19 protein-coding genes are annotated in these 20,515 nt (G+C 65.1%); 10 read left to right on the top strand and 9 right to left on the bottom strand.

Features of this window, described 5'->3' with window-relative positions; translation table 11 throughout:
* Positions 1-70: 70 nt before the first annotated feature.
* Genes JQ635_RS07655 through JQ635_RS07645 form a run of 3 tightly spaced genes read right to left on the bottom strand, consistent with a single transcriptional unit; the run spans position 71 to position 3,032 of the window.
* Complete coding sequence (locus JQ635_RS07655; protein WP_018645575.1) at positions 71-655, bottom strand: amino acid synthesis family protein; 585 nt, start codon at positions 653-655, stop codon at positions 71-73.
* A gap of 26 nt (positions 656-681) precedes the next feature.
* On the bottom strand, positions 682-1,578 hold the full coding sequence (locus JQ635_RS07650; RefSeq protein WP_211409254.1) for a UPF0280 family protein: 897 nt from the start codon (positions 1,576-1,578) through the stop codon (positions 682-684).
* Positions 1,575-3,032, bottom strand: coding sequence for a 6-hydroxynicotinate reductase (locus JQ635_RS07645; protein ID WP_211409253.1), 1,458 nt, complete (start codon positions 3,030-3,032; stop codon positions 1,575-1,577). Before JQ635_RS07645 ends, JQ635_RS07650 begins: the two co-directional genes overlap by 4 nt.
* A 252-nt stretch (positions 3,033-3,284) precedes the next feature.
* Between JQ635_RS07645 and JQ635_RS07640 the strand changes: the two genes are divergently transcribed.
* Positions 3,285-3,767, top strand: coding sequence for a (2Fe-2S)-binding protein (locus JQ635_RS07640; RefSeq protein ID WP_211409252.1), 483 nt, complete (start codon positions 3,285-3,287; stop codon positions 3,765-3,767).
* Complete coding sequence (locus JQ635_RS07635; protein ID WP_211409251.1) at positions 3,767-7,291, top strand: molybdopterin cofactor-binding domain-containing protein; 3,525 nt, start codon at positions 3,767-3,769, stop codon at positions 7,289-7,291. Before JQ635_RS07640 ends, JQ635_RS07635 begins: the two co-directional genes overlap by 1 nt.
* Here the strand turns inward: JQ635_RS07635 and JQ635_RS07630 are convergent.
* Entirely contained in the window at positions 7,288-8,253 is a 966-nt protein-coding gene (locus tag JQ635_RS07630) for a catechol 2,3-dioxygenase (RefSeq protein WP_211409250.1), read from the bottom strand. The genes JQ635_RS07635 and JQ635_RS07630 overlap by 4 nt on opposite strands.
* 339 nt (positions 8,254-8,592) lie before the next feature.
* Here JQ635_RS07630 and JQ635_RS07625 point away from each other — a divergent pair, with 339 nt between their 5' ends.
* From JQ635_RS07625 to JQ635_RS07615, 3 genes are read left to right on the top strand one after another with little or no spacing between them, the layout of a single operon-like run.
* A complete protein-coding gene (locus tag JQ635_RS07625; RefSeq protein ID WP_211409249.1) occupies positions 8,593-9,819 on the top strand; it encodes a hypothetical protein in 1,227 nt (408 codons plus the stop codon).
* Positions 9,816-10,916 (top strand): hypothetical protein, encoded by a 1,101-nt coding sequence (locus tag JQ635_RS07620; protein WP_211409248.1) that lies wholly within the window; start codon positions 9,816-9,818, stop codon positions 10,914-10,916. Before JQ635_RS07625 ends, JQ635_RS07620 begins: the two co-directional genes overlap by 4 nt.
* A gap of 11 nt (positions 10,917-10,927) precedes the next feature.
* The gene (locus JQ635_RS07615) at positions 10,928-12,313 is read left to right on the top strand and encodes an esterase/lipase family protein (protein ID WP_246583356.1); all 1,386 of its coding nucleotides are present in this window, start codon (positions 10,928-10,930) and stop codon (positions 12,311-12,313) included.
* On the opposite strand, the gene JQ635_RS07610 is transcribed toward JQ635_RS07615, so the two are convergent.
* Positions 12,310-12,942 carry an ABC transporter ATP-binding protein gene (locus tag JQ635_RS07610; protein WP_211409246.1) on the bottom strand — a complete coding sequence of 211 codons (633 nt, stop codon included), beginning with the start codon at positions 12,940-12,942 and terminating at the stop codon, positions 12,310-12,312. The genes JQ635_RS07615 and JQ635_RS07610 overlap by 4 nt on opposite strands.
* 278 nt (positions 12,943-13,220) lie before the next feature.
* On the opposite strand from JQ635_RS07610, the gene JQ635_RS07605 reads away from it, so the two are divergent.
* The 3 genes from JQ635_RS07605 (at position 13,221) to JQ635_RS07595 (ending at position 16,268) form a co-directional block, all read left to right on the top strand.
* Positions 13,221-14,963, top strand: coding sequence for an ATP-binding protein (locus JQ635_RS07605; protein ID WP_211409245.1), 1,743 nt, complete (start codon positions 13,221-13,223; stop codon positions 14,961-14,963).
* A 223-nt stretch (positions 14,964-15,186) separates the two neighbouring features.
* Complete coding sequence (locus tag JQ635_RS07600; protein WP_211409244.1) at positions 15,187-15,768, top strand: peroxidase-related enzyme; 582 nt, start codon at positions 15,187-15,189, stop codon at positions 15,766-15,768.
* The gene (locus tag JQ635_RS07595; RefSeq protein ID WP_211409243.1) at positions 15,765-16,268 is read left to right on the top strand and encodes an MgtC/SapB family protein; all 504 of its coding nucleotides are present in this window, start codon (positions 15,765-15,767) and stop codon (positions 16,266-16,268) included. The genes JQ635_RS07600 and JQ635_RS07595 overlap by 4 nt, the downstream gene beginning before the upstream one ends.
* Positions 16,269-16,365: 97 nt before the next feature.
* Here the strand turns inward: JQ635_RS07595 and JQ635_RS07590 are convergent, their stop codons facing one another.
* From JQ635_RS07590 to JQ635_RS07580, 3 genes are all read right to left on the bottom strand, one after another.
* The gene (locus JQ635_RS07590) at positions 16,366-18,915 is read right to left on the bottom strand and encodes an HAD-IC family P-type ATPase (protein WP_211409242.1); all 2,550 of its coding nucleotides are present in this window, start codon (positions 18,913-18,915) and stop codon (positions 16,366-16,368) included.
* The gene (locus JQ635_RS07585) at positions 18,912-19,079 is read right to left on the bottom strand and encodes a hypothetical protein (RefSeq protein WP_211409241.1); all 168 of its coding nucleotides are present in this window, start codon (positions 19,077-19,079) and stop codon (positions 18,912-18,914) included. Before JQ635_RS07585 ends, JQ635_RS07590 begins: the two co-directional genes overlap by 4 nt.
* Positions 19,080-19,263: 184 nt before the next feature.
* A complete protein-coding gene (locus tag JQ635_RS07580; protein ID WP_211409240.1) occupies positions 19,264-19,494 on the bottom strand; it encodes a DUF6894 family protein in 231 nt (76 codons plus the stop codon).
* A gap of 249 nt (positions 19,495-19,743) precedes the next feature.
* Here JQ635_RS07580 and JQ635_RS07575 point away from each other — a divergent pair, with 249 nt between their 5' ends.
* The gene (locus JQ635_RS07575; protein ID WP_246583354.1) at positions 19,744-19,896 is read left to right on the top strand and encodes a hypothetical protein; all 153 of its coding nucleotides are present in this window, start codon (positions 19,744-19,746) and stop codon (positions 19,894-19,896) included.
* A gap of 41 nt (positions 19,897-19,937) precedes the next feature.
* Here the strand turns inward: JQ635_RS07575 and JQ635_RS07570 are convergent, their stop codons facing one another.
* On the bottom strand, positions 19,938-20,171 hold the full coding sequence (locus tag JQ635_RS07570; RefSeq protein WP_211409462.1) for a hypothetical protein: 234 nt from the start codon (positions 20,169-20,171) through the stop codon (positions 19,938-19,940).
* 183 nt (positions 20,172-20,354) lie between these two features.
* Between JQ635_RS07570 and JQ635_RS07565 the strand changes: the two genes are divergently transcribed.
* Positions 20,355-20,510, top strand: coding sequence for a hypothetical protein (locus tag JQ635_RS07565; RefSeq protein WP_211409238.1), 156 nt, complete (start codon positions 20,355-20,357; stop codon positions 20,508-20,510).
* The last annotated feature ends 5 nt before the right edge of the window (positions 20,511-20,515 follow it).

Raw genomic sequence — 20,515 nt, 5'->3', positions numbered from 1 at the left:
AGTTTTGAACTCTCTACGTCTTCAGCGTGATCTTGTCGGGGAAGCTGTGCCCGCCTCCCCGGTTCAAACCCTATCGCAACCCGTCTTCGCCCTTGACTTCCGCAACCGTCAGCCCGCCCACGCGCGGCAGCGGACGGCCGCTGTCGGTGACGGCGACCGCAACCATGATCTCATTGGCGCGCGGCGCGTCGTTGATCTGCACCTCCATGCCGTCGAAATGGCTGCGCACGAAGGCGGCGTCCTTGTGCCCGAGCGGAATATCGAGTGTGGTGCCCGGCCCGCTGCGCTTCTTCGACGACGGGATCAGCGCCGCGCCCTTGCCCAGAACTTTACGCACCGGCGCGCCCATCTTGGGGTGAAGGATGGCGGCGGCATGCTCGAGCTCACCGTTCTCGCCGACGGCTGCGGCCTTGCCATAACTCTGGGCCTTCGCGCCCTCGATGCCGAGCGCCGCCACCGCGCGCTTCGACAGGAGCTCGCCGAGCTCCTCGCCGATCGCGATCAGCGGCGAGAGATCCTCGACATATTTTCCGGCAAAGGGATTTTCGATCACGGCAATCGCGGCAGCACGCCGGGTCGGCGGCGAGACCTGGCGGCCCATCTCCATCTGCGTCTCTTCGACGACGGTGACGATCTTGCGGATGATCGCGCTCATGATTGTTTCCTCAAGTCGCTTCCTGTTCAGGCATGAACCGCGTTCTCCAGCGCAAGCGGACGCGATCGTTGCCGTTCAATATCTTTCGGTCCGATGACAAGCATATCACCACTGAGCTGCAGCACGGCACCCTCGATCAAGCCGCGATCGAACAATTGCCGTGCACATTCCGCGCCAGATTCCAGCGCGGCCGCGATCTCATTTTGCAACAATTCACCGACATCGCTGGTCACGAGGCGCGCGCCGAGATCGCTATCGGGCTGAATTTCGTTCGCAGGCATCCGGGTGATGGCGGGATGCCCGGGCAGATCGACGGCATTGGCGATGACAGTTGCGGCCGCATCGGCCTGCGATGCCGTTGCCGCCAGCACCGTCACCGCATCGGCGATCCCGAGCGAGAAGCTGCGGCCGTGACGCCCGCTGGTCGCAATCCCGCGCACGGGATCGTTCGCGTCGATCCTCATGGCTCGCATCACGCCCTCGCGATCGGGCCGATCCATCAGGCCGACCGAGAAATGCCCGCCCTCGCCAAGATGAAGCGCGATATCGCCACCATTGTTGACGTAGGCCTGATCGAGCGCACCCATGCGCAGCATCGCGCCGAGAATCTCCTCCGCCACGCTGCCTGCGACTGCGGCCATGGGCGTAATGAAGCAATCGTCGGCATAAGGCGCGACAGCCGCGTGCATCCGCCGCGCCACCACACCATTCAACGAAGTCCGCCTGGCGGCCGCCGCGCGCAATTGCGGCAGTTCCGCGCAAAGCTCGTCGAGAAGTCCCGTAAAGCGCTGCGCTGCCGCCTCATAAGCCGCACGCACTGCGCCCGCGCGCCCCCTCGCCTCCACGATCAGATCAATCGGTCCATCCTGCAAATGCAGCCGCCGGCCATCAGACAGCAAGGCGATTTGCGGGAGCCGTGTCATGCCCGAGGTCCCGGGATCGGGTTCTGCCAGGGCAACTGGCGGACATCGTCACCGTTCTGCACCTCGGAGAGCGGCTTCACATAATCCATGTGTCCGCCGAGTGCGGCGTAGTCGGAGAGCTTCATCGTGAACTCGATCGGCGCGACCAGCGCCGGCGTCGGCACGTAGCCGAACGCGCCTGAAGGCATCTGCGTCACGTCGACCATGTAGGTGATGCCGCCGCCGGGCCAGACATAGACCGGCGCGCCGCCGCTGGTGACCCGCGTCAGCGCGTCCTTCACCGAGCGCGTCAGCCGCACCGGATTGTCGGTGACGCCGGCGCGCAGCGAGCCGCCGGCACCTGCCATGAACAGCACCGTGCACAGCGCCGGCTCGCAATTCTCCTGGATGCGCTCGACCGAAAATTTGAGGTCGGCCGGCATCTCGGTCTCGACCGGAGTCAAGGCCTCGTCGAGCACGTAATAGGACGAATGCTCGCCGGTCGTGGACACCATCAGCATGGTCAACCCGGCCTTCGCCTCCTTCTTGTCGAAGGGGCCGAGGATCGACAGCGGATCGGAAATGTTGGTACCGCCCCAGCCGGTGCCGGGATCGGCGACCTGGAAATAGCGGCCGGGCGTCGAGCGGCGGCCTTTCATCTTGATGCCGGTGTCGGCGATGTCGAGCAGCTTGCCGGCCTGATGCTCCGAAAGGACGCCGGTGATGTGGTCGTCGACCACGACGACCTCGTCGACCTTGCCGTGCCATTGCTTGGCGAACATGCCGATCGTCGCCGAGCCGCAGCCGACGCGCATGCGCTCTTCTTTCGCGCCGTTGACGATCGGCGGCTGGCCGGCCTGCACCACTACCGTGGCGCCGCCGTCGATGGTGAGCTCCACCGCCTTGCAGTTGGCGAGGTCCATCAGCGTGTCGCAGGTGACGCGGCCCTCCTTCTTGGAGCCGCCGGTGAGATGATGCACGCCGCCGAGCGACAGCATCTGCGAGCCGTACTCGCTGGTGGTGACGTGGCCGACCGCTTCGCCCTGGGCGCGCACAGTCGCGGTCTCCGGGCCGAGATAGCGGTCGGTATCGATCTTCACCTTGATGCCGCAATAGGAGAAGATGCCCTCGGTGACCACGGTCACCATGTCGACGCCGTCGACCTCCGCGGAGACGATGAACGGCGCCGGCTTGTAGTCGGGATAGGTCGTACCCGCGCCGATCGCCGTCACAAAGGTTGAAGGCTCGTGCACGATCTTGCCGTCCCAGTCTTCCGTGCGGCTGAACGGAACGAGCTTGCCGCCATGCGAGACGGTGCGCTCCAGGATCACATGCGGATCGACGCGGACGAGCTTGCCGTCGTGGTTGGCATAGCGGTCGCAGGCGCCCGCCGCGCCCGGCTTGATGTAGCACATCACCGGACAGGCATCGCAGCGGATCTTGTCGGTGGCAGCGCTCGTAGTTTCCATCACCAAGCCATAGCCAGCGGAGACATCGTTATCATTCGTATACGAACGATGTTGCGCGTGGTCCCCTAGGCCTGTCAAGCTGCGGTGCAGCGCAAAAGATGTCGCTGCCGCATAAAACCTCATTTGCCTATCGGCTCTGTCCACAAAGAAGGCAGTCGCGCTGCAGTGCGACATGCACGGCTTGCACGTTTGTGTACAAACGGTATCGTCGCGACGTAGAATTTTTACGACTGCATAGTGTTGGGCTTGGGACCAGGGATGACGCAGACACCGATCCGCCTCACCGTAAACGGCAGGATCCACGAGGTCGCTGCAGAGCGCCAGACGCCGCTGCTCTATGTGCTGCGCAACGATCTCGCGCTCAACGGCCCGAAATACGGCTGCGGTCTCGGCGAATGCGGCACCTGTACTGTCCTGATCGACGGCGCCGCGGCGCGCTCCTGCGTGATTCCGATCGGCGGCTGCGCCGGGCGCGACATCGTGACGCTCGAAGGCCTCGGCACGCGTGACAAGCCCGATGTGGTGCAGCAGGCCTTCGTCGACGAGCAGGCCGCGCAATGCGGCTACTGCCTCAACGGCATGATCATGACCACCAAGGCGCTGCTCGCTCAGAACCCGCATCCGACCGAGCAGGAGGCGCTGGCGGCGCTGCGCTACAATCTCTGCCGCTGCGGCACGCATGTCGAGATCCTGCGCGCCGTGATGCGCGCATCAGGTCAACTCGCCGAGGCCGCAGATTGATGGCCTCCCCTGTTTCGAACGGAGTTGAGCGCCCATCGGGTTCGCTCGTCGTCGCCCGCAGCGTGGACGAGGTCACATCCGAGACCTTCGTCCGCATCACCGCGGACGGCTCCGTCACCGCCTATAACGGCCATGTCGATCTCGGCACCGGCATCCGCACCGCACTCGGCCAGATCGTCGCCGAAGAGCTCGACGTCTCCTTTGCGCGCGTCGTCGTCGTGCTCGGCGACACGTCGGTGGTGCCGAACCAGGGCGCGACGATCGCCAGCGAGACCATCCAGATCACCGCCGTTCCCTTACGCAAAGCCGCAGCGCAAGCGCGTCATTTCCTGATCGCACGCGCGGCCGAACGGCTGGAGCTGCCGGCCGCCGACCTCAAGATCGAAGACGGCCTCGTGCGCGGCCACGACAACCGCAGCGTCAGCTATGGCGAGCTGATCGGCGGCGACGAGATCCGGCTCGAGCTCGAAGACGACGTCACTGTGAAGCCCGTCGGCGATTACGCCATCGTCGGCCACTCCGTCCCGCGCGTCGACCTGCCGGCCAAGGCCACGGGCGAATTGACCTTCGTGCATGACATCCGCCTGCCGGGCATGCTGCACGGCCGCGTGGTGCGCCCGCCCTATGCCGGCGTCGATGCCGGCCCGTTCGTCGGCACCAGCCTGCTCGCGGTCGATGAATCCTCGGTGCGCGACATCCCCGGCATCATCGCCGTCGTGCACATCGGCGATTTCGTCGGTGTCGTTGCCGAGCGCGAAGAGAATGCGATTCGCGCCGCCGAACAGCTCAAGCTGAGCTGGAAGCCAACGCCCTCCCTCACCGACCTCTCAGATGTCGAGACCGCGCTGCGCGCCAATCCGTCGACGCCGCGCACGCTGATCGACAAGGGCAACGTCGATGCTGCCATTGCCGGCGCGGCCAGGCCAATGCAGCGCACCTACGTCTGGCCGTATCAGATGCACGCCTCGATCGGCCCCTCATGCGCGGTCGCCGATTTCCAGGACGGCAATATCCGCGTCTGGTCCGGCACGCAGAATCCGCATGTGCTGCGCAGCGATCTGGCGCTGCTGATCGAGCGTCCCGAGAGCGAGATCGAGGTCATCCGGCTGGAGGCCGCCGGCTGCTACGGCCGCAATTGCGCCGACGACGTCACCGCGGATGCCCTGCTGCTGTCGCGCGCGGTCGGCCGGCCCGTGCGCGTGCAATTGACGCGCGAGCAGGAGCATGCCTGGGAGCCCAAGGGCACCGCGCAGCTCATCGACGTCAATGGCGGGCTCGATGCCAACGGCGGCATCGCCGCCTACGATCTCGCCACGCGCTATCCCTCGAACGCCGCCCCGACGCTGGCGCTGCTGCTGACCGGTCGCATCTCACCCGATCCCGCCGTGCTGCAGATGGGCGATCGCACCGCGATCCCGCCTTACGATTACGATCATATGCGTGTCGTTGCCCACGACATGGCGCCGATCGTGCGCGCCTCCTGGTTTCGCGGCGTCTCGGCGCTGCCGAACACGTTTGCGCATGAATCCTATATCGACGAGGCCGCGACCGAGGCCGGCGTCGACCCGATCGAATATCGCCTGCGCTATCTGAAAGACCAGCGCGCCGTCGATCTCGTCAATGCGGTCGCCGAGCGCGCGGGCTGGACGCCGCGCCCGGGCCGCGAGGAGAAGGATGGCGACATCGTGCACGGGCGCGGCTTTGCCTATGCACTCTACGTCCACAGCAAGTTTCCGGGCTTTGGCGCGGCGTGGTCGGCGTGGGTCACAGACGTCGCGGTGAACAAGTCGACCGGCGATGTCAGCGTGACGCGCGTTGTCGCCGGCCAGGACTCCGGCCTGATGATCAATCCGGACGGCGTCCGCCACCAGATCCACGGCAATGTCATCCAGTCCACCAGCCGAGCGCTGATGGAGGAGGTCTCGTTCGAGCGCGGCGCGGTGGCGGCGCGCGAATGGGGCGCCTATCCGATCATCCCCTTCCCCGACGCGCCCAAGATCGACGTGCTCTTGCTGCCGCGGCAGGACCAGCCGCCGCTCGGCGTCGGCGAGTCCGCTTCGGTGCCGAGTGCGGCGGCGATCGCGAACGCGATCTTCGATGCCACTGGCGTGCGCTTTCGCGAGCCGCCGTTCACGCCCGAACGTATCCTCAGGGGATTGCACGGCGAGGCACTGGCGACACCGCAGGGCCTGCCCGCGCCCGCAGCCCCGCCTCCGTCGCGCGTCTGGGAAAATCCCTTCGCCAAGCGCGCCGGCATCTTCGCAACGATCGCCGCCGTCTGCACCGCAGCTATCGGCGTCGGCGCCGCGCTTCTGCCGGGACGCGCCATTGCGCCGATCGCACGGCCCGATGCGTCAGTCTATTCCGCCGCGACGATCGCGCGCGGCCAGCAGCTTGCGGCGCTGGGCAATTGCGCGGAGTGCCACACCAGCTTTAACGGCGCGCTCAACGCCGGCGGCCGCGCGCTGGAGACGCCGTTCGGCACGATCTATTCAACCAACATCACGCCCGATGTCGAGACCGGCATCGGCGCCTGGTCCTATCCCGCCTTCGAACGCGCGATGCGCGATGGCCTGCATCGCGACGGCCGCCAGCTCTACCCCGCCTTCCCCTTCACGCATTTCGCCAAGACCAGCGACGCCGACATGCAGGCGCTCTACGCCTACCTGATGGCCCAGCCCGCGGTGCGCGCGACGACGCCCGCGAACACGCTCGCCTCCCCGTTCAATCTCCGTCCGCTGCTTGCGGGCTGGAATGCGCTGTTCCACGAGACGAGCGAATTCAAGCCCGACCCCGCCAAATCCGAGGCGTGGAATCGCGGCGCCTATCTCGTCGAGAGCCTCGGCCATTGCAGCGCCTGCCATTCCCCGCGCAACGCGCTCGGCGCCGAGCAGCGCAACGCCTATCTCGCCGGCGGCTTTGCCGAAGGCTGGGAAGCGCCGCCGCTGACCTCGCTCTCACAGGCGCCGATCCCGTGGAGCGAGGACGAGCTCTACGCTTATTTGCGCACCGGCCATTCGCGCTATCACGGCGTCGCCGCCGGCCCGATGGCACCAATCGTCAGGGACCTCAAGGCCCTGCCTGACCAGGACATCCGTGCGATGGCGGTCTATCTCAATTCATTCAACGACACCGCAGCCGAGACGCCGGACGCGGTTGCGGCACGGCTGGAAAGCGCGACGCAGGTCACCGTCGCCTCCTCCACCGGCGCGCGCCTCTATCAAGGCGCCTGCGCCGTGTGCCATGAGGTCGGCGGCCTGCCGCTGTTCGGCAGCCGTCCCTCGCTCGCACTCAACAGCAATCTGCACAGCGCCACATCGGACAATCTCGTGCAGGTGATCCTGCACGGCATCACCGAGCCGGTCTCCAGCGATCTCGGCTACATGCCGGCGTTCAGGAACAGCATGAGCGACACCCAGATCGAGGAGCTCGTCACTTTCCTGCGCGGCCAGTTCGCGCCGGGCAAGCCGGCCTGGACCGGCGTGCGCGAGACGATCGCACGCCTGCGCGCCTCAGCACATTAAGAGTGCTTCACCTCCACCGGCGGCGTGCCGTGGGTGTGGAAGGACTCGATCGTCTTCAGGCCCCAGGCCTGGCCCTTCTTGCGCTCCTCTTCCGTCCATACGATCGGCTTCCAGTCAGGCGCGAGGATCAGGCGCGCGCCGGCATTGGCGACCTCGACGCGGTTGCCGCCGGGTTCGTAGACGTAGAGGAAGAAGGTCTGCTGGATCGCGTGCTTGTGCGGGCCGGTCTCGATATGCACGCCGTTCTCCAGGAAGATATCTGCAGCGCGCAAAATCTCCTCGCGGCTGTCGAGCGCGTAGGTAACGTGGTGGAAGCGGCCAGGCACGCCGGAATGGTCCAGCGAATAGGCGAAGTCGTAGCTCTTGTTCGACATCGTCAGCCACATCGCAGCTTCCCGGCCGTCGTTGAGCACGATCTGCTCGGTGAGCCGGCAGCCGAGATAATTCTCGAAGAACTCGCGGTTGGCCTTGATGTCGACGGCGAGGCAGTTGAGGTGATCGAGGCGGCGGACATTGACGCCGCGCGCGGGAAAACGCTGCGCCTGGTTCTTCAATGCGGGCTTCAGCTCCGGCGGCGCCTGATACCATTCGGTCTCGTAATAGAGCTCGACGATGTGGCCATCAGGGTCGCGGCAGCGGAAGGTCGGCCCCTGCCCCATGTCGCCGTCGATCCAGCCGATGTCGAAGCCGGAGCCCTTGAGGGCGGCGACGCGGCGTTCCAGCGCCTGCTGGCTGCGCGCACGCAGCGCCATGTGCTCCATGCCTGACGTCTTCGACGCCGTGAGCTTGAGCGAATAGCGCTCGTAATCGTCCCAGCCGCGCAAGTAGACGGACTCGCCCTTCTGCCCGCTGACGGTCATGCCCATGACGTCGACGAAGAATTTCAGGCTCTCGTCAGGCTTCGGCGTCAGCAGTTCCATGTGACCGAGATGGGCGAGATCGAGGATCGGTTCGGGCTGCATGCTTTCCTCCAGGGCTTGTCCATTAAGGCGTGGCTTGCGATCCGTTCGCCGGATCGCGCAATCGGGCACAGGGCCGCAACGCGCTCGCACGCCCGAGCGGCGCTAAAGCCGCCGGTTCATTTGTACTAATGTACAAATGATTAGGTCTCGTCAACAAACTCCTGGGATCTGGCTTACCGGGATACGGCTCGCGGGCCCAAATCTCGAACGTTGCATCAACGCCCGGGGGAAAGCGCACACGCACGGTTTATTTTGCGGACACGCGCTATCTAAACGTGTAGCTTGGGGACCCCGAGCACAAGCAAAGTGCTCGGTGTGCCGGGAGTTGGGGGGAGCTCGATGGCCAAGAAATCAGGGAGTACGCGTCCGCGCGGCAATTCGCCGCCTGACAAGCGTATCGCCACCATTCGTGCCGCAGGCGTCGAAGACACACACATCAAGCATCCCGAGCTGCTCGCGCGCATAGCGCAAGAGTGGACCTATCTCCTACGGGCACGCTCGCGCTGGGCCTCCGATACCGAATTGCGCAAATCCGTCGCCGAGCGCGCCGTCAAGGCCCTCGCAAGCGTAGGCGTGACCTCCGAGCGTTTGCGCGAGCTGGCGACAGCCGAACGTATCGAGATCGAGGTGCATGATTGGGAACGCTCGGATGCGCGGACATGCGCGATCCACGAAGCAGCCTGCGAAATTCCCTGGGAGTACCTGCTCAGTGCCGGCACGCGCGCGGAAGGCCGTTACCACAGCACCTTGATCACCCGCCTGTTCGACAACGGGCTGGCGCAGGTCAGGCCACACCCGCCGACCGGCGTCCTCTTCGTCGAGAGCGCGCCCGGACGCTTCAGGGACAAGTACGAATTCTCGGACGAGGAAAACCGCATCAGCGTCGCAGTCGGTGCGCCCAACCGACCGGATGACGAAGACTACTGGACGATCCTCCGCACGCCGCAGACAAGCGAGCTCGCCAAGAAAATCCACGGCTCGAAATGGGAGGCGATCCACGTCACAGGGATAGATACCCATCAGGCCGCGTGGATCGTCGACGATTTCTATGTGGACATGAAAGACAAGAACAAGCCGCTGTTCGACACGCTCGTCGACTCCACCGGACGGCTGCCGGATGGAATGATCCTTCGCGAAGGTCATGAGAGCGAGCTGCCCGTTCCCTACGGCGACCTCGCCAAGATCCTGGTGGGTCCGACGCCACCCCGTATCGTCACGCTCAATCTCTATTATTCCGGCGCGCGTATCGCGCGCGAACTGGTGAAAAACAAGGCCCACGTCGCTCTCGGATTTCTCGACGAGATCGACGACGAGGTGGCCGAGCTGTTCTTCCAGGCCTTCTACTGGAACTGGTTTCACGGAACGGAGAAATTGACCCTTTCGATCCCGGATGCATTCCTCAAGGCGTGGGAGGCGATGCCTTCGGACAAGGTGCATGGCACGTCGATCGTGATCTGGATGGGACGAAGCATCTTCGCGCCCGGCAGCGAGTCGATCAGGAAGTCGGCACCGGGATCGCGTTCCGTCAAGAAGGCGTCTCCCCGAAAAAAGAGGGCAGCCAGATGATCCCGATCCAGGTCGACCTGGAAGTGGCGGAGGAAATCAACTACTCCCTGCTGCACAACAACAGACCCTTGCTCGACAAATTGACGCTGACACGGCTGACCCAGAAGCCGGTGGAAGCGATCTACATTCAAGTCGAACTCTGTGTCGGCGCCGAGAACTACCCCTACCGCTACACGATCCCGGTCATGACGGAAGTGCAGCTGCCGCTGTCTTCCAACGTGATCATCCCTCTCACGGCCAGCTTGAGCCGCTCATTGCACGAACGTGTGCAGTCCGCCGTTTACGTCAAGGTGACCTGCGGGGGAGAGACGGCTTTCGAGGACACGAGACGCGTCACGTTGATCCCCGTGGACGAATGGCTCGACGACACCAAGAACAATCCCTGGCTGCCCTCCTTCGTGCTGCCGAGAGATCCGGCGATCCTGAAGATCATCAACGCTTCGCGGCGCTACCTGATCGGTATCCTCGACGATCCCGGCGCGGGGTTCGACGGGTATCAACAGGATGACCGGCACGCGGTCGATCGCCAGGTCCAGTCCATCTGGACCGCGCTCGTGAACGAATATCGCCTCCAATATATCAACCCTCCTCCGGCCTATTCGGAGCAGACGCAGCGGCTGCGCACGCCGAGCGAGATCGTCGCCTCCAACACCGGCACCTGCATCGACCTCGCACTGCTGCTCGCCTCGTGCCTCGAATATGTCGGCATCTTCCCGGTCGTGGTTCTGCTCACCGGTCATGCCTTCGTAGGCTATTGGAGGTCCGAGGAGGCGCATGACGACTTCGTGGGCGTGGCGAAGGTGCCCGCCACGGTACCGACCGTCGGCGACGCCACGACCCGCGATGCGGGCCTGTGCTACGTCGATCCCTACGGCTGGCGGCTCACCAGGATGAGTTACGCGGAGATCATGGCCTATGTGACGTCGGGCGATCTCGTCATGCTGGAAGCCACCTACCTGACCGGGGCCTACGGCTTCAAGGACGCGCAAACCGAAGGACGGGCCAACCTGCGCAGCCCGAAGGAATTCGACAGCCTGCTCGACATCCAGCACGCGCGAACCCTGAACGTCACCCCGCTTCCGATCATCAACGAATGACGGCATCGAACATGTCACAGTTTGTTGCGGAAGATCCCGGACGTTTTCTGTCGCAGATCAAGGCGGTCGAGGACAACGACGACTTGTTCGAGCATCTCTATGTCGATCACGACGAGAGGATGGATTCCGTGGCCGGCCTGCGCCGCCGCCGGCGCCGCGCCGCCAACACATCCGACGACGTGATCCTTGCGGCCTCGCTGGTCGAGGAAAACGGCGTCCTGCGCTGGTATGACGGCGTTCCCGCCCGCGAGGAAGCGCCGCAGCGCCGCCGCCGGGCGCGGCGAGCCGGAGGGCCTCCGCCGCTCCCGGACCAGACGGTGGTCCTGACCAGGGAGTTTCCGAGGCTCAAGCCCAACAAGGCTGCCGCCGCGATCGGCGCGATCGATATGCGTCTCAATTCCGCGATCGATGCGTCGCTGCGTTCCCACATACGGCAACTGCATGGTGGCCCGACCAGCTTTGTCATCGCCCCCGCCGATGTCCATGGCCCCTTCAACGGTCGTACCCTGTTGTTTGTCCATGGGACCTTCTCCAACGCCGTCAACATGATCGGCGAGTTCGAGGCCACGGCCGACGGCCAGGCGTTTCTCGACGCGGCCCTGAACGGCCCCGAAAAGTACGATCGGGTCCTCGTGTTCGAGCATGCGACCCTTGCCGTCAGCCCGGTCCTGAATGCGCTCGAGCTCGGACGCGCATTTGCCGATGCATCGGGACAGATCGACGTCATCGCCCATAGCCGCGGCGGATTGATCGTGCGGTGGTGGCTCGAGGCCTTCGGCCGCTCGCTCGCCGCCACGACACGCGTCGTCTTTGCCGGCTCGCCGCTGCACGGCACCTCGCTTGCCGCCCCCGACAAGCTCCAGCACGCGCTAAGTCTGATTTCCAATATCGGAACCTTCGCCGAGAAGACATTGCAGCTCGCCGGCGGCGCCAATCCGTTCCTGTGGGTTGCCGGCAAGCTGGTCGAGGTGGTGATGACCGTGACCGGGACCCTTGCGAACACGCCGCTCCTGGACGGTCTTGTCGCCCTGATTCCGGGACTGTTCGGACAATCCATGATCGAAAACAACTACGAGCTTAACCTGCTACGCCTCGGTCCCTGCACGACGCAGCCGGCCTATTTCGTCGTCCAGTCGAATTTCGAGACCGAGGATCCCGGCTGGCAGTTCTGGAAGAACTTCAGGGCACTGCGCGCCGGCGATCTTGCCGCCGACCAGATATTCCCCGGCGACAACGATCTCGTGGTCGATACCGCCTCAATGACGGACCTCGGAGCGACGGGCTTCCCGCTCGCCATCCAGGGCGTGGAGAATTTCGGCAATTCTTCAGAGGTCTGGCACTGCAATTATTTCCGTCAGCCGAGAACCATCGCATTCATCCGAACCAGCTTCCCCTAGCTCGCCGGCACAGACAGCTTCGTCGCGTGCTCGCGGAACAGCGCCCTCAGCTTTCGTCGCAGCGGCAGCAGCGCCTTCGATGCCGCGCCGAGCTTGCCCGACGGCGCGATCAGATAGGCCTGGGTCTCGTCCTCGATGACGTGTTGGGCATAGCCGGCCTTCGCGATCTGCCGCCCCAACGCGCGCGTATCGTAGGAGCGCATCGCCTCGCGCACCTGCTTGCGGTAGTCGGCATCGGTGAAGAACAGCGCGTGCGCGAGCTCGTGCCTCAGGGTGCTGCCGCCCCCCTGGTAGATCCCGATCACATAGAAGCGTCCGCGCAACCTCGCTAACATGCCGAGCAGCCTCTTCTCCTTCCGCGAGAGCGGGTCGAACGCCCCGGAGTAGAACGGAGCGAACGCCGTCGAAGGCACGTTGAAGCCGGACCAGTCCTGGTAGTAGGTGAAGTTACCGTTTTGCTCGGCGTACCAGTCCATGTACTGCTCGAGCGAGAACACGCGGCCGTGGAATTCGGGGGACTCGTAGTGCTCCTGCACGCGCAGGAAGGTCGACGTCAGCTCGTACTGCGTCTTGAAGCGAAGCAGGTAGATACCGGGGCCGACCCGCTGTTTGACGGTCCTGCTCGACATCCGCTGCGTCTCCCTTGCCGGTCGCCTCGGCCTGCGCCGCATTCCAGGCCGACCTTTGGTCTATGGTAAACCATTCCTTAGCGCGCCGGGGGCCCTCACCGGCCTCGAAATGCCGCGTTTTCCCGGCGTTTCCACCCACAAACATCCATTCGCGACAAAGCTTCAGACCGAATTACCGCGGATTTAACGGAGCGGGCGCGCCCGCCGTTTAACCGTTTGTCCAGCGACGGCCGCGCATAGTCCGACCAAACCCCTTGCTCTTGCCAGGTTCATTCATCGTGACATCCTTTGGACGCGTGATTTCGGTTCGCGGATCGCTCGCCCGGGTCGGGCTTTTGGCGACCAGCCAGATGCCGATCTCGGAGGTTCGGGCCACCGTCGGCCGCTTCGTCAGCATTCGCTGCGCCAGCTCGGTCATCGTCGCGATGATCACCGAGGTCTCCTGCGAGAATTTGTCGAGCACGGACAATTACATCGCCATCGCCTCGGTCGACCTGCTCGGCGAGATCCTGAACGCCGCCGACAAGGCCAAATTCCAGCGCGGCGTCACCAATTATCCGACCATCGGAGATGCGGTCGAATTGATCACCAGCCAGGAGCTGCGCACGATCTACGCGCCGACCGGATCGGACCAGATCAATGTCGGCTTCCTCCAGCAGGACCGCTCCGTCGTCGCCTATGTCGACGTCGAGGAAATGCTGTCCAAGCATTTCGCCGTGCTGGGCTCGACCGGCGTCGGCAAATCGACCGGCGTGTCGCTGCTGCTCAACGAGATCCTGAAGGCGCGGCCGAACCTGCGCATTTTCCTGCTCGACGTCCACAACGAATATGGCCGCTGCTTCGGCGACCGCGCGCTGGTGCTGAACCCGCGGAACCTGAAGCTGCCGTTCTGGCTGTTCAATTTCGAGGAAATCGTCGACGTGCTGTTCGGCGGGCGCGCCGGCGTGCCCGAAGAGCTCGACATTCTCGCCGAGGTGATCCCGCTCGCCAAGGGCGTCTACACCCAGTACCAGAACGCCGACCGCATCGGCCTGAAGCGCATCGATCCCAAGCAGGTCGGCTACACCGTCGACACGCCGGTGCCGTACCGCCTCGTCGACCTGTTGTCGCTGATCGACGAGCGCATGGGCAAGCTGGAGAACCGCTCCTCGCGCATCATCTATCACAAGCTGATCTCGCGCATCGAGGCGGTGCGCAACGACCCGCGCTACGCCTTCATGTTCGACAACGCCAATGTCGGCGGCGACACCATGGCCGAGGTCATCAGCCATCTGTTCCGCCTGCCGGCGAACGGCAAGCCGATGACGGTGATGCAGCTCGCCGGCTTCCCGGCCGAAGTGATCGATTCCGTCGTCTCGGTGCTGTGCCGCATGGCCTTCGATTTCGGCCTGTGGAGCGACGGCGTCTCGCCGCTGCTGTTCGTCTGCGAGGAAGCGCACCGCTACGCTTCCGCCGACCGCAATGTCGGCTTCGGCCCGACCCGCAAGGCGGTCTCGCGCATCGCCAAGGAAGGCCGCAAATACGGCGTCTATCTCGGCCTCATCACGCAGCGCCCCGCGGAGCTCGACGCCACCATCATCTCCCAGTGCAACACGCTGTTCACGATGCGTCTTGCCAACGACCGCGACCAGGCGCTGCTGCGCGCCGCTGTGTCGGATGCGGCCGCGAACCTGCTCTCCTTCGTTCCCTCGCTCGGCACCCGCGAGGTGCTGGCGTTCGGCGAAGGCGTCGCGTTGCCGACCCGGTTGCGCTTCAAGGAGGTGCCGCCACACCAATTGCCGCGCGGCGAAGCCACCATCAGCAGCGTACCGTCGGTCACCGCCGGTCACGACATGCATTTCGTCAGCGCCGTGCTGGAGCGCTGGCGCGGCGCCACCTCGCAGCGCGATTCCTCTCCGAACGATCCCGTGTTCTCGGCCCCGCCCACGAAGACGATGTCCAGCCTCGAAGCCCCGATGCTGCAGCCCTCGATGGGGCTCGATCCCGACCGCTTCTCGCTGCTGAAGAAGCCGCTGCGGTAAGGCCGCGCTCGCGCTCCAAGCACACTGTCATGCCCCGCGAAGGCGGGGCATCCAGTACGCCGCTGCCTCTCCGTATGCCATCACCGTCTCTGGAATACTGGATCGCCCGGTCTTCGCCGGGCGATGACGCGAGTGTGTGGCACGCGCCCCTGGCATACCGCGGCACGTTGAGGCGGCCGCCCGCATCGACTATGGTTGCCGGCCCCAGCCGGAATCCATGCACATGACAAAAACCGCCGCACAACGCTTCCCTGCTCCCGCCCTCGACGCGCTTCCCGAGGACATCCGCACCCGCCTCCTCGCCGTGCAGGAAAAAAGCGGCTTCGTGCCGAACGTGTTCCTCACCTTGGCCTACCGCCCCGACGAGTTCCGCGCCTTCTTCGCCTATCACGACGCGCTGATGGAGAAGGATGGCGGTCTGACGAAAGCCGAGCGCGAGATGATCGTGGTGGCGACGTCGGCCGCCAACCAGTGCCAGTATTGCGTGATCGCCCACGGCGCGATCCTGCGCATCCGCGCCAAGAATCCGCTGATCGCCGACCAGGTCGCGGTGAACTACCGCAAGGCCGACATCACGCCGCGCCAGAAGGCGATGCTCGATTTCGCGATGAAGGTCTCCGCCGACGCGCAGCGCGTCTGCGAGGAAGATTTCGCAGCGTTGCAACCGCACGGCTTCAGCGACGACGACATCTGGGACATCGCCGCGATCTCCGCCTTCTTCGCGCTGTCGAACCGGCTGGCGAATTTCACGGGCATGCGGCCGAACGAGGAGTTCTATCTGATGGGACGCCTGCCGAAAAAATGACCGTGCTGGACTGGCCCGAAATCCTTCTGCGCCTCGGCGTCGCCACGCTCGCAGGCTGCGCCATCGGCCTCAATCGTGACTTGCACGGCAAGCCGATCGGGCTGAAGACGCTCGGCATCGTCGGGCTCTCGACCGCGACCGTCGTATTGCTGGCCGTGCAGTTTGCCGAGGCCGGCAAGATCACCGATGCGGCGAGCCGCGTCATCCAGGGCATCCTCACCGGCATCGGCTTCCTCGGTGCCGGCGTCATTGTCCACGAAAGCGACAGGTTCCGCGTCCGCGGCCTGACCAGCGCCGCCTGCACCTTCCTCGCCGCCTGCCTCGGCATCGCCTGCGGCGTCGGCCAGTGGCCGATCGTCGGCACGGCGCTGACGCTGGCCTTCCTGATCCTCACCGTTGGCAACCGCACCGAGCACTGGCTGCACCGGATGCTCGGCGGCAGGCACGAGCCGCGCGAAACCCATGCGCCGCCGAAGCCGGGCTCTCCGGGTGCGAACTAGAGCATGATCCGGAAAAGTGTGAAGCGGTTTTCCGAAAAGATCATGCTCAAACAATAACCTAAAGCGCGATGACGATTCCTCCCAATCTCATCGCGCGTTAGAATCGAAGCCGCCGCGCCCACAGCGGCTTCAGCGCTTCGAGCAGCGTCAGCAGCAGCAGTCCTGCGCCGAGCGTGATCAACAGGTCATCGGCATGCAGCGGACCGAAGCGGAACAGGCTGGAGGCCGGCGGCCAGAGCAGCGCGGCGGCGAGAACGGCGGCGACCGCCGTGAAGATCCAGACCAGTGCGGGATTTGGACGGAAGAAAGCCGACATGAACGAAGCACTGAAGGACCGGTTGACCAGGACCAGCGCGACGAAGCAGACCACGAGCGTCACGAAGGCGAGCGCCCTCGCCTCGTCGGCGGCAAGGCCGGAGCGCAGCGCGCCGACGAATATCGTTGCGGTCAGGGCGAAGGCGAGCGCGCCCTGAAGAACGCTCCAGCCGACCAGGGCCCAGGAAAACAGCTTGGCATCGGCCCGTCTCGGCGGACGCGTCATCGCATCGCGCTCGTCGCGCTCGGCCTCGAACACCAGCGAGCACACGGGGTCGATGATCAGCTCCAGAAACGCGATGTGCACCGGGCTGAAGATCAGCGGCAACCCGAACACCAGCGGCAACAGCGCCAGTCCGGCGATCGGGACGTGAACGGCGAAGATGAAGGCCATCGCCTTGCGAAGATTGTCATAGATCCGGCGGCCCAGGCGAATGGCCGAGACGATCGAGCCAAAATCGTCGTCGAGCAGCACGATCGACGACGCCTCCCGCGCGACGTCGGTACCACGCCCGCCCATCGCGATGCCGATGTGGGCGGCCTTGAGCGATGGCGCGTCATTGACGCCGTCGCCGGTCATCGCCACGATCTCGCCGTCGGCCTTCATCGCCTGGACGATGCGCAGCTTCTGCTCCGGCAGGACCCGTGCGAACACGCTCGCATGCCTGACGCGCTGTGCAAGCTCCGAATCGTCCGCCAGCCTGACCTGATCGCCGGTCATGACGTCCTGGACGTCGAGGCCGGCCTGGTTGGCGATGGCAACGGCCGTTGCCGGATAGTCGCCGGTGATCATGACGACGCGGATTCCGGCCGCACGGCATTCGCGGACCGCCTCCGGGACGTGGGGCCGCAGCGGATCGGCAAGCCCGACCAGCCCGACAAAGCGAAACGCGAAGGCCTCCTGTGACTGCGGGAGTGAGGCGTCGTCGCAGGCGGCAACGGCCACGCCCAACACCCGAAGCCCGTCCTTCGCCATCGCGCTGGCGGCATCCCGCACGGACTCCTGGTCGGCATCGTTCAGCCTGCACAGGCGCGCAACCGCCTCGGGCGCACCCTTGGCGCATGCGACGAGGTCCGCCCGGCCGGCTGTCCGCCAGACCTGGGTCATGGCCAGCAGTTCGGGCCGCAAACCGTAGGTGCGCAGCAGCGTCCGCTCGCCATCCATGGCATCGCCGTCCCGCAAGGCCTCATGCGCGAACAGGTGCAGCGCCTTCTCCATGGGATCGAACGGTTCCGGCGAACTCGCCAGGGCGCCGCAGCGCGCCAGCTCGACAAATTCCGGCCTGGCACGATCTTCTCCGGCCGCGGGGCGCATCCGCGCCCCATCGGGCAACCGCAGCTCCGCGACGGACATGCGGTTCTGCGTCAGTGTTCCGGTCTTGTCGGTGCACAGGACGGTCGCAGACCCCAGGACCTCGATGGCGGCGGCGCGCCGTGTCAACACGCGGGCTTGCGAGATCCGCCACGCGCCCATCGCCATGAAGACCGTGAGCACGACGCCGAACTCTTCCGGAAGCATCGACATGCCGATGGCGACGCCCGCAAGCAGCGCCTGTAACCAGTCCCCGCGCAAGACGCCATAGAGCGCGACGGCGGCGAGGCTAACCACGGCGCCGCCGAGGAAGCAGAGCCGCACCAGCCTTGCGGTCTGTTGCTGCAGCCGCGGCGGCTCGGCCTGCAAGCCACGCAGCGACAGTCCGATCTTCCCGATCTCGCTGCGCGGGCCGGTCGCCTCGACCAGCGCCAGCCCCTCGCCACCCACGACGAGCGAACCGGAATACACGAAGGGCTGATCCTCGCCGCCGGGCCGGTGATCGGCTGTTGCGATCCGGTCCGCGGCCTGCTTACGGACCGGCACGGACTCGCCGGTGAGCAGGGACTCGTCGATCTGCAGATCGCGCGCCTCCACGAGCGCGGCATCGGCGGGAACCCGGTCGCCTTCGCCGAGAACAAGGAGATCGCCGCGCACGACCTCTCGGCCCGGAATTCGCCGGCGCGCACCGTCCCGCACCACCAGCGCTCGCGGGCTGGTCAGGTCGCGCAGGGCGTCCAGCACCCGCTCGGTCCGCGTCTCCTGCACCACCGTGATCACGATGGACATCGCACCGAAGGCCAGCAGGATCAGCGCTTCCTTGAGATCGCCGAGCACGAGGTAGATCAGCCCGCCGCAAAGCAGCAGCAGGAGCATCGGCTCGCGCAGCACCTCCACGACGATGCGCAGGGGGCTGCGCCGTTCGGGCCGCGGCAACTCGTTGGCGCCGTCCTTTTCCAGCCGCGCCTTCGCCTCGGCCTCGCTCAGTCCGGCCGGTCGCGCGCCCGCCTTGCCGCTCACGTCTTCCGCCGCAGGCTCCAGAGACTCCCGGCGAGCAAGACGGCGGTCACGAGCAGGATGGCGACGAAAGTCTGGATGATGGTGAAGTTGAGCGCGTCGCGCGCGACGAACAGCGCGGTGATGGCTCCGGCGAGGACGAACAGAATGCGAAAGATCAGGCTCATCGTGGCATCTCCAGGTCAGCATGATCCGGAGTCCATTTGCCCACGCGGGAGCGCAACGCTGGTTCGGCAGTCATGCAAGCAGACCTTACCGGCCGCCGACCGCGTCACTTTGCGATACGTCAAGATCGCATGCGCCGCTCTGCCGCAGGTGCGAACCGGTCACGCGCCTGCCGACACCGCACGCCTAGGCTTCGTCGACCTGGAGCGTGATCGACACCTTCAGGAACGGCGCGCCTTCCTCGCGAACGTCGATGACGACGTGCCGCGCGCTGCCCGAGACGAAGGCATCGCGGGCGATCGAAGCGCCGGACATGACCGCCTCCTTGCGAGCGGCGTTCTCGTTCGCAAGATCCTGCCCGTCTTCGTCGGGAAACATCCGGCCGTTCTCGTGGATGTCGAAATGGAATCGCGGCATCGGGCGCCCTCGGAGCGTTGGCGACTGCTCCAGGTAAAGGCCGTCGAAATCCGCCAGTTCCTAAAGTTTCCGCTCATCGAGCACCGTGCCAGGCTCGATGCAGCTCCACGGAATGCCTGCGGTCGGTTGGCAACTCCAACAAATGTTAAGGACATTGCTCGCGCAGCCATGGTTGTCTTGCACCGGTAAGGGCAATTCATGACCAGGAAGCGCAGCCGAACGCGACCGGCCCTCTCACTTCAGGAGCGCTTGAACAAATTCACGCAGGACGCCCGCGCTGCCGCGAGCAAGCTGCCAGCCGGCGCCAGGCGCCACACGCTGCCGCAAAAGGCGCGCGACGGTGAGACCGCCGCGGAGATCGAACGGCTGCTCTCTTCACCCGGCCCGCAAGACCCGAAGTGATCGCACCGCTGCCCGGCCTGCAGCTGCGAGCTGCGAGGCCGCTACTGCTTCGCCATCAGGTCGAGCGCCGGGGCAAATCGCTCGGCAAATGTCAGTGTCTTGGCGTGGTGAACTGCGGCGAACGAGGCCGAGATCCCTGCTGAGGCGACGGCGAGCAAGGCAATTGCGAAAAACAGACGGCGCATTTCTGCCTCCTGTGTGAGCTCGATACCCGGATAGTTGGGACGGCTCTGTTTCAGGACGGTTTCGTCGCCGCGGAAAATGATGTCGCTCAAGCGGCTGTGATGAGAGCCGGCTTATCCGGCCGCTTGCCGTCACCAACTAAGAAGAGTGGCCGTGGTCTTGCAGCGGCGTGGCCGGAACCGGGAATTTTGCTCCCGTGATCACGATCGTGGATCGCAGGACCCGCCGCGACAGGCAGCACTTGCTGGAATGCGGAATCGCCGAGGACTACTCAAATGAAAGTCGTCATTCAGAAGCTCAATGGTCTATGGCACCTGATCATCGGATCGTGCCGGATCCGAACGCCCTTCCTGGCAACCCAGGACCGCGCGCTGGTCGTCACCTACGCGCGGCGCGCTTATCCCGGCGCCAAGATCTTCCAGCGCAACTGATATGA

The sequence above is a fragment of the Bradyrhizobium iriomotense genome, from assembly GCF_018130765.1.
GTDB lineage: Bacteria > Pseudomonadota > Alphaproteobacteria > Rhizobiales > Xanthobacteraceae > Bradyrhizobium > Bradyrhizobium iriomotense_A.
This window is presented reverse-complemented; position numbering and strand designations above follow the sequence as displayed.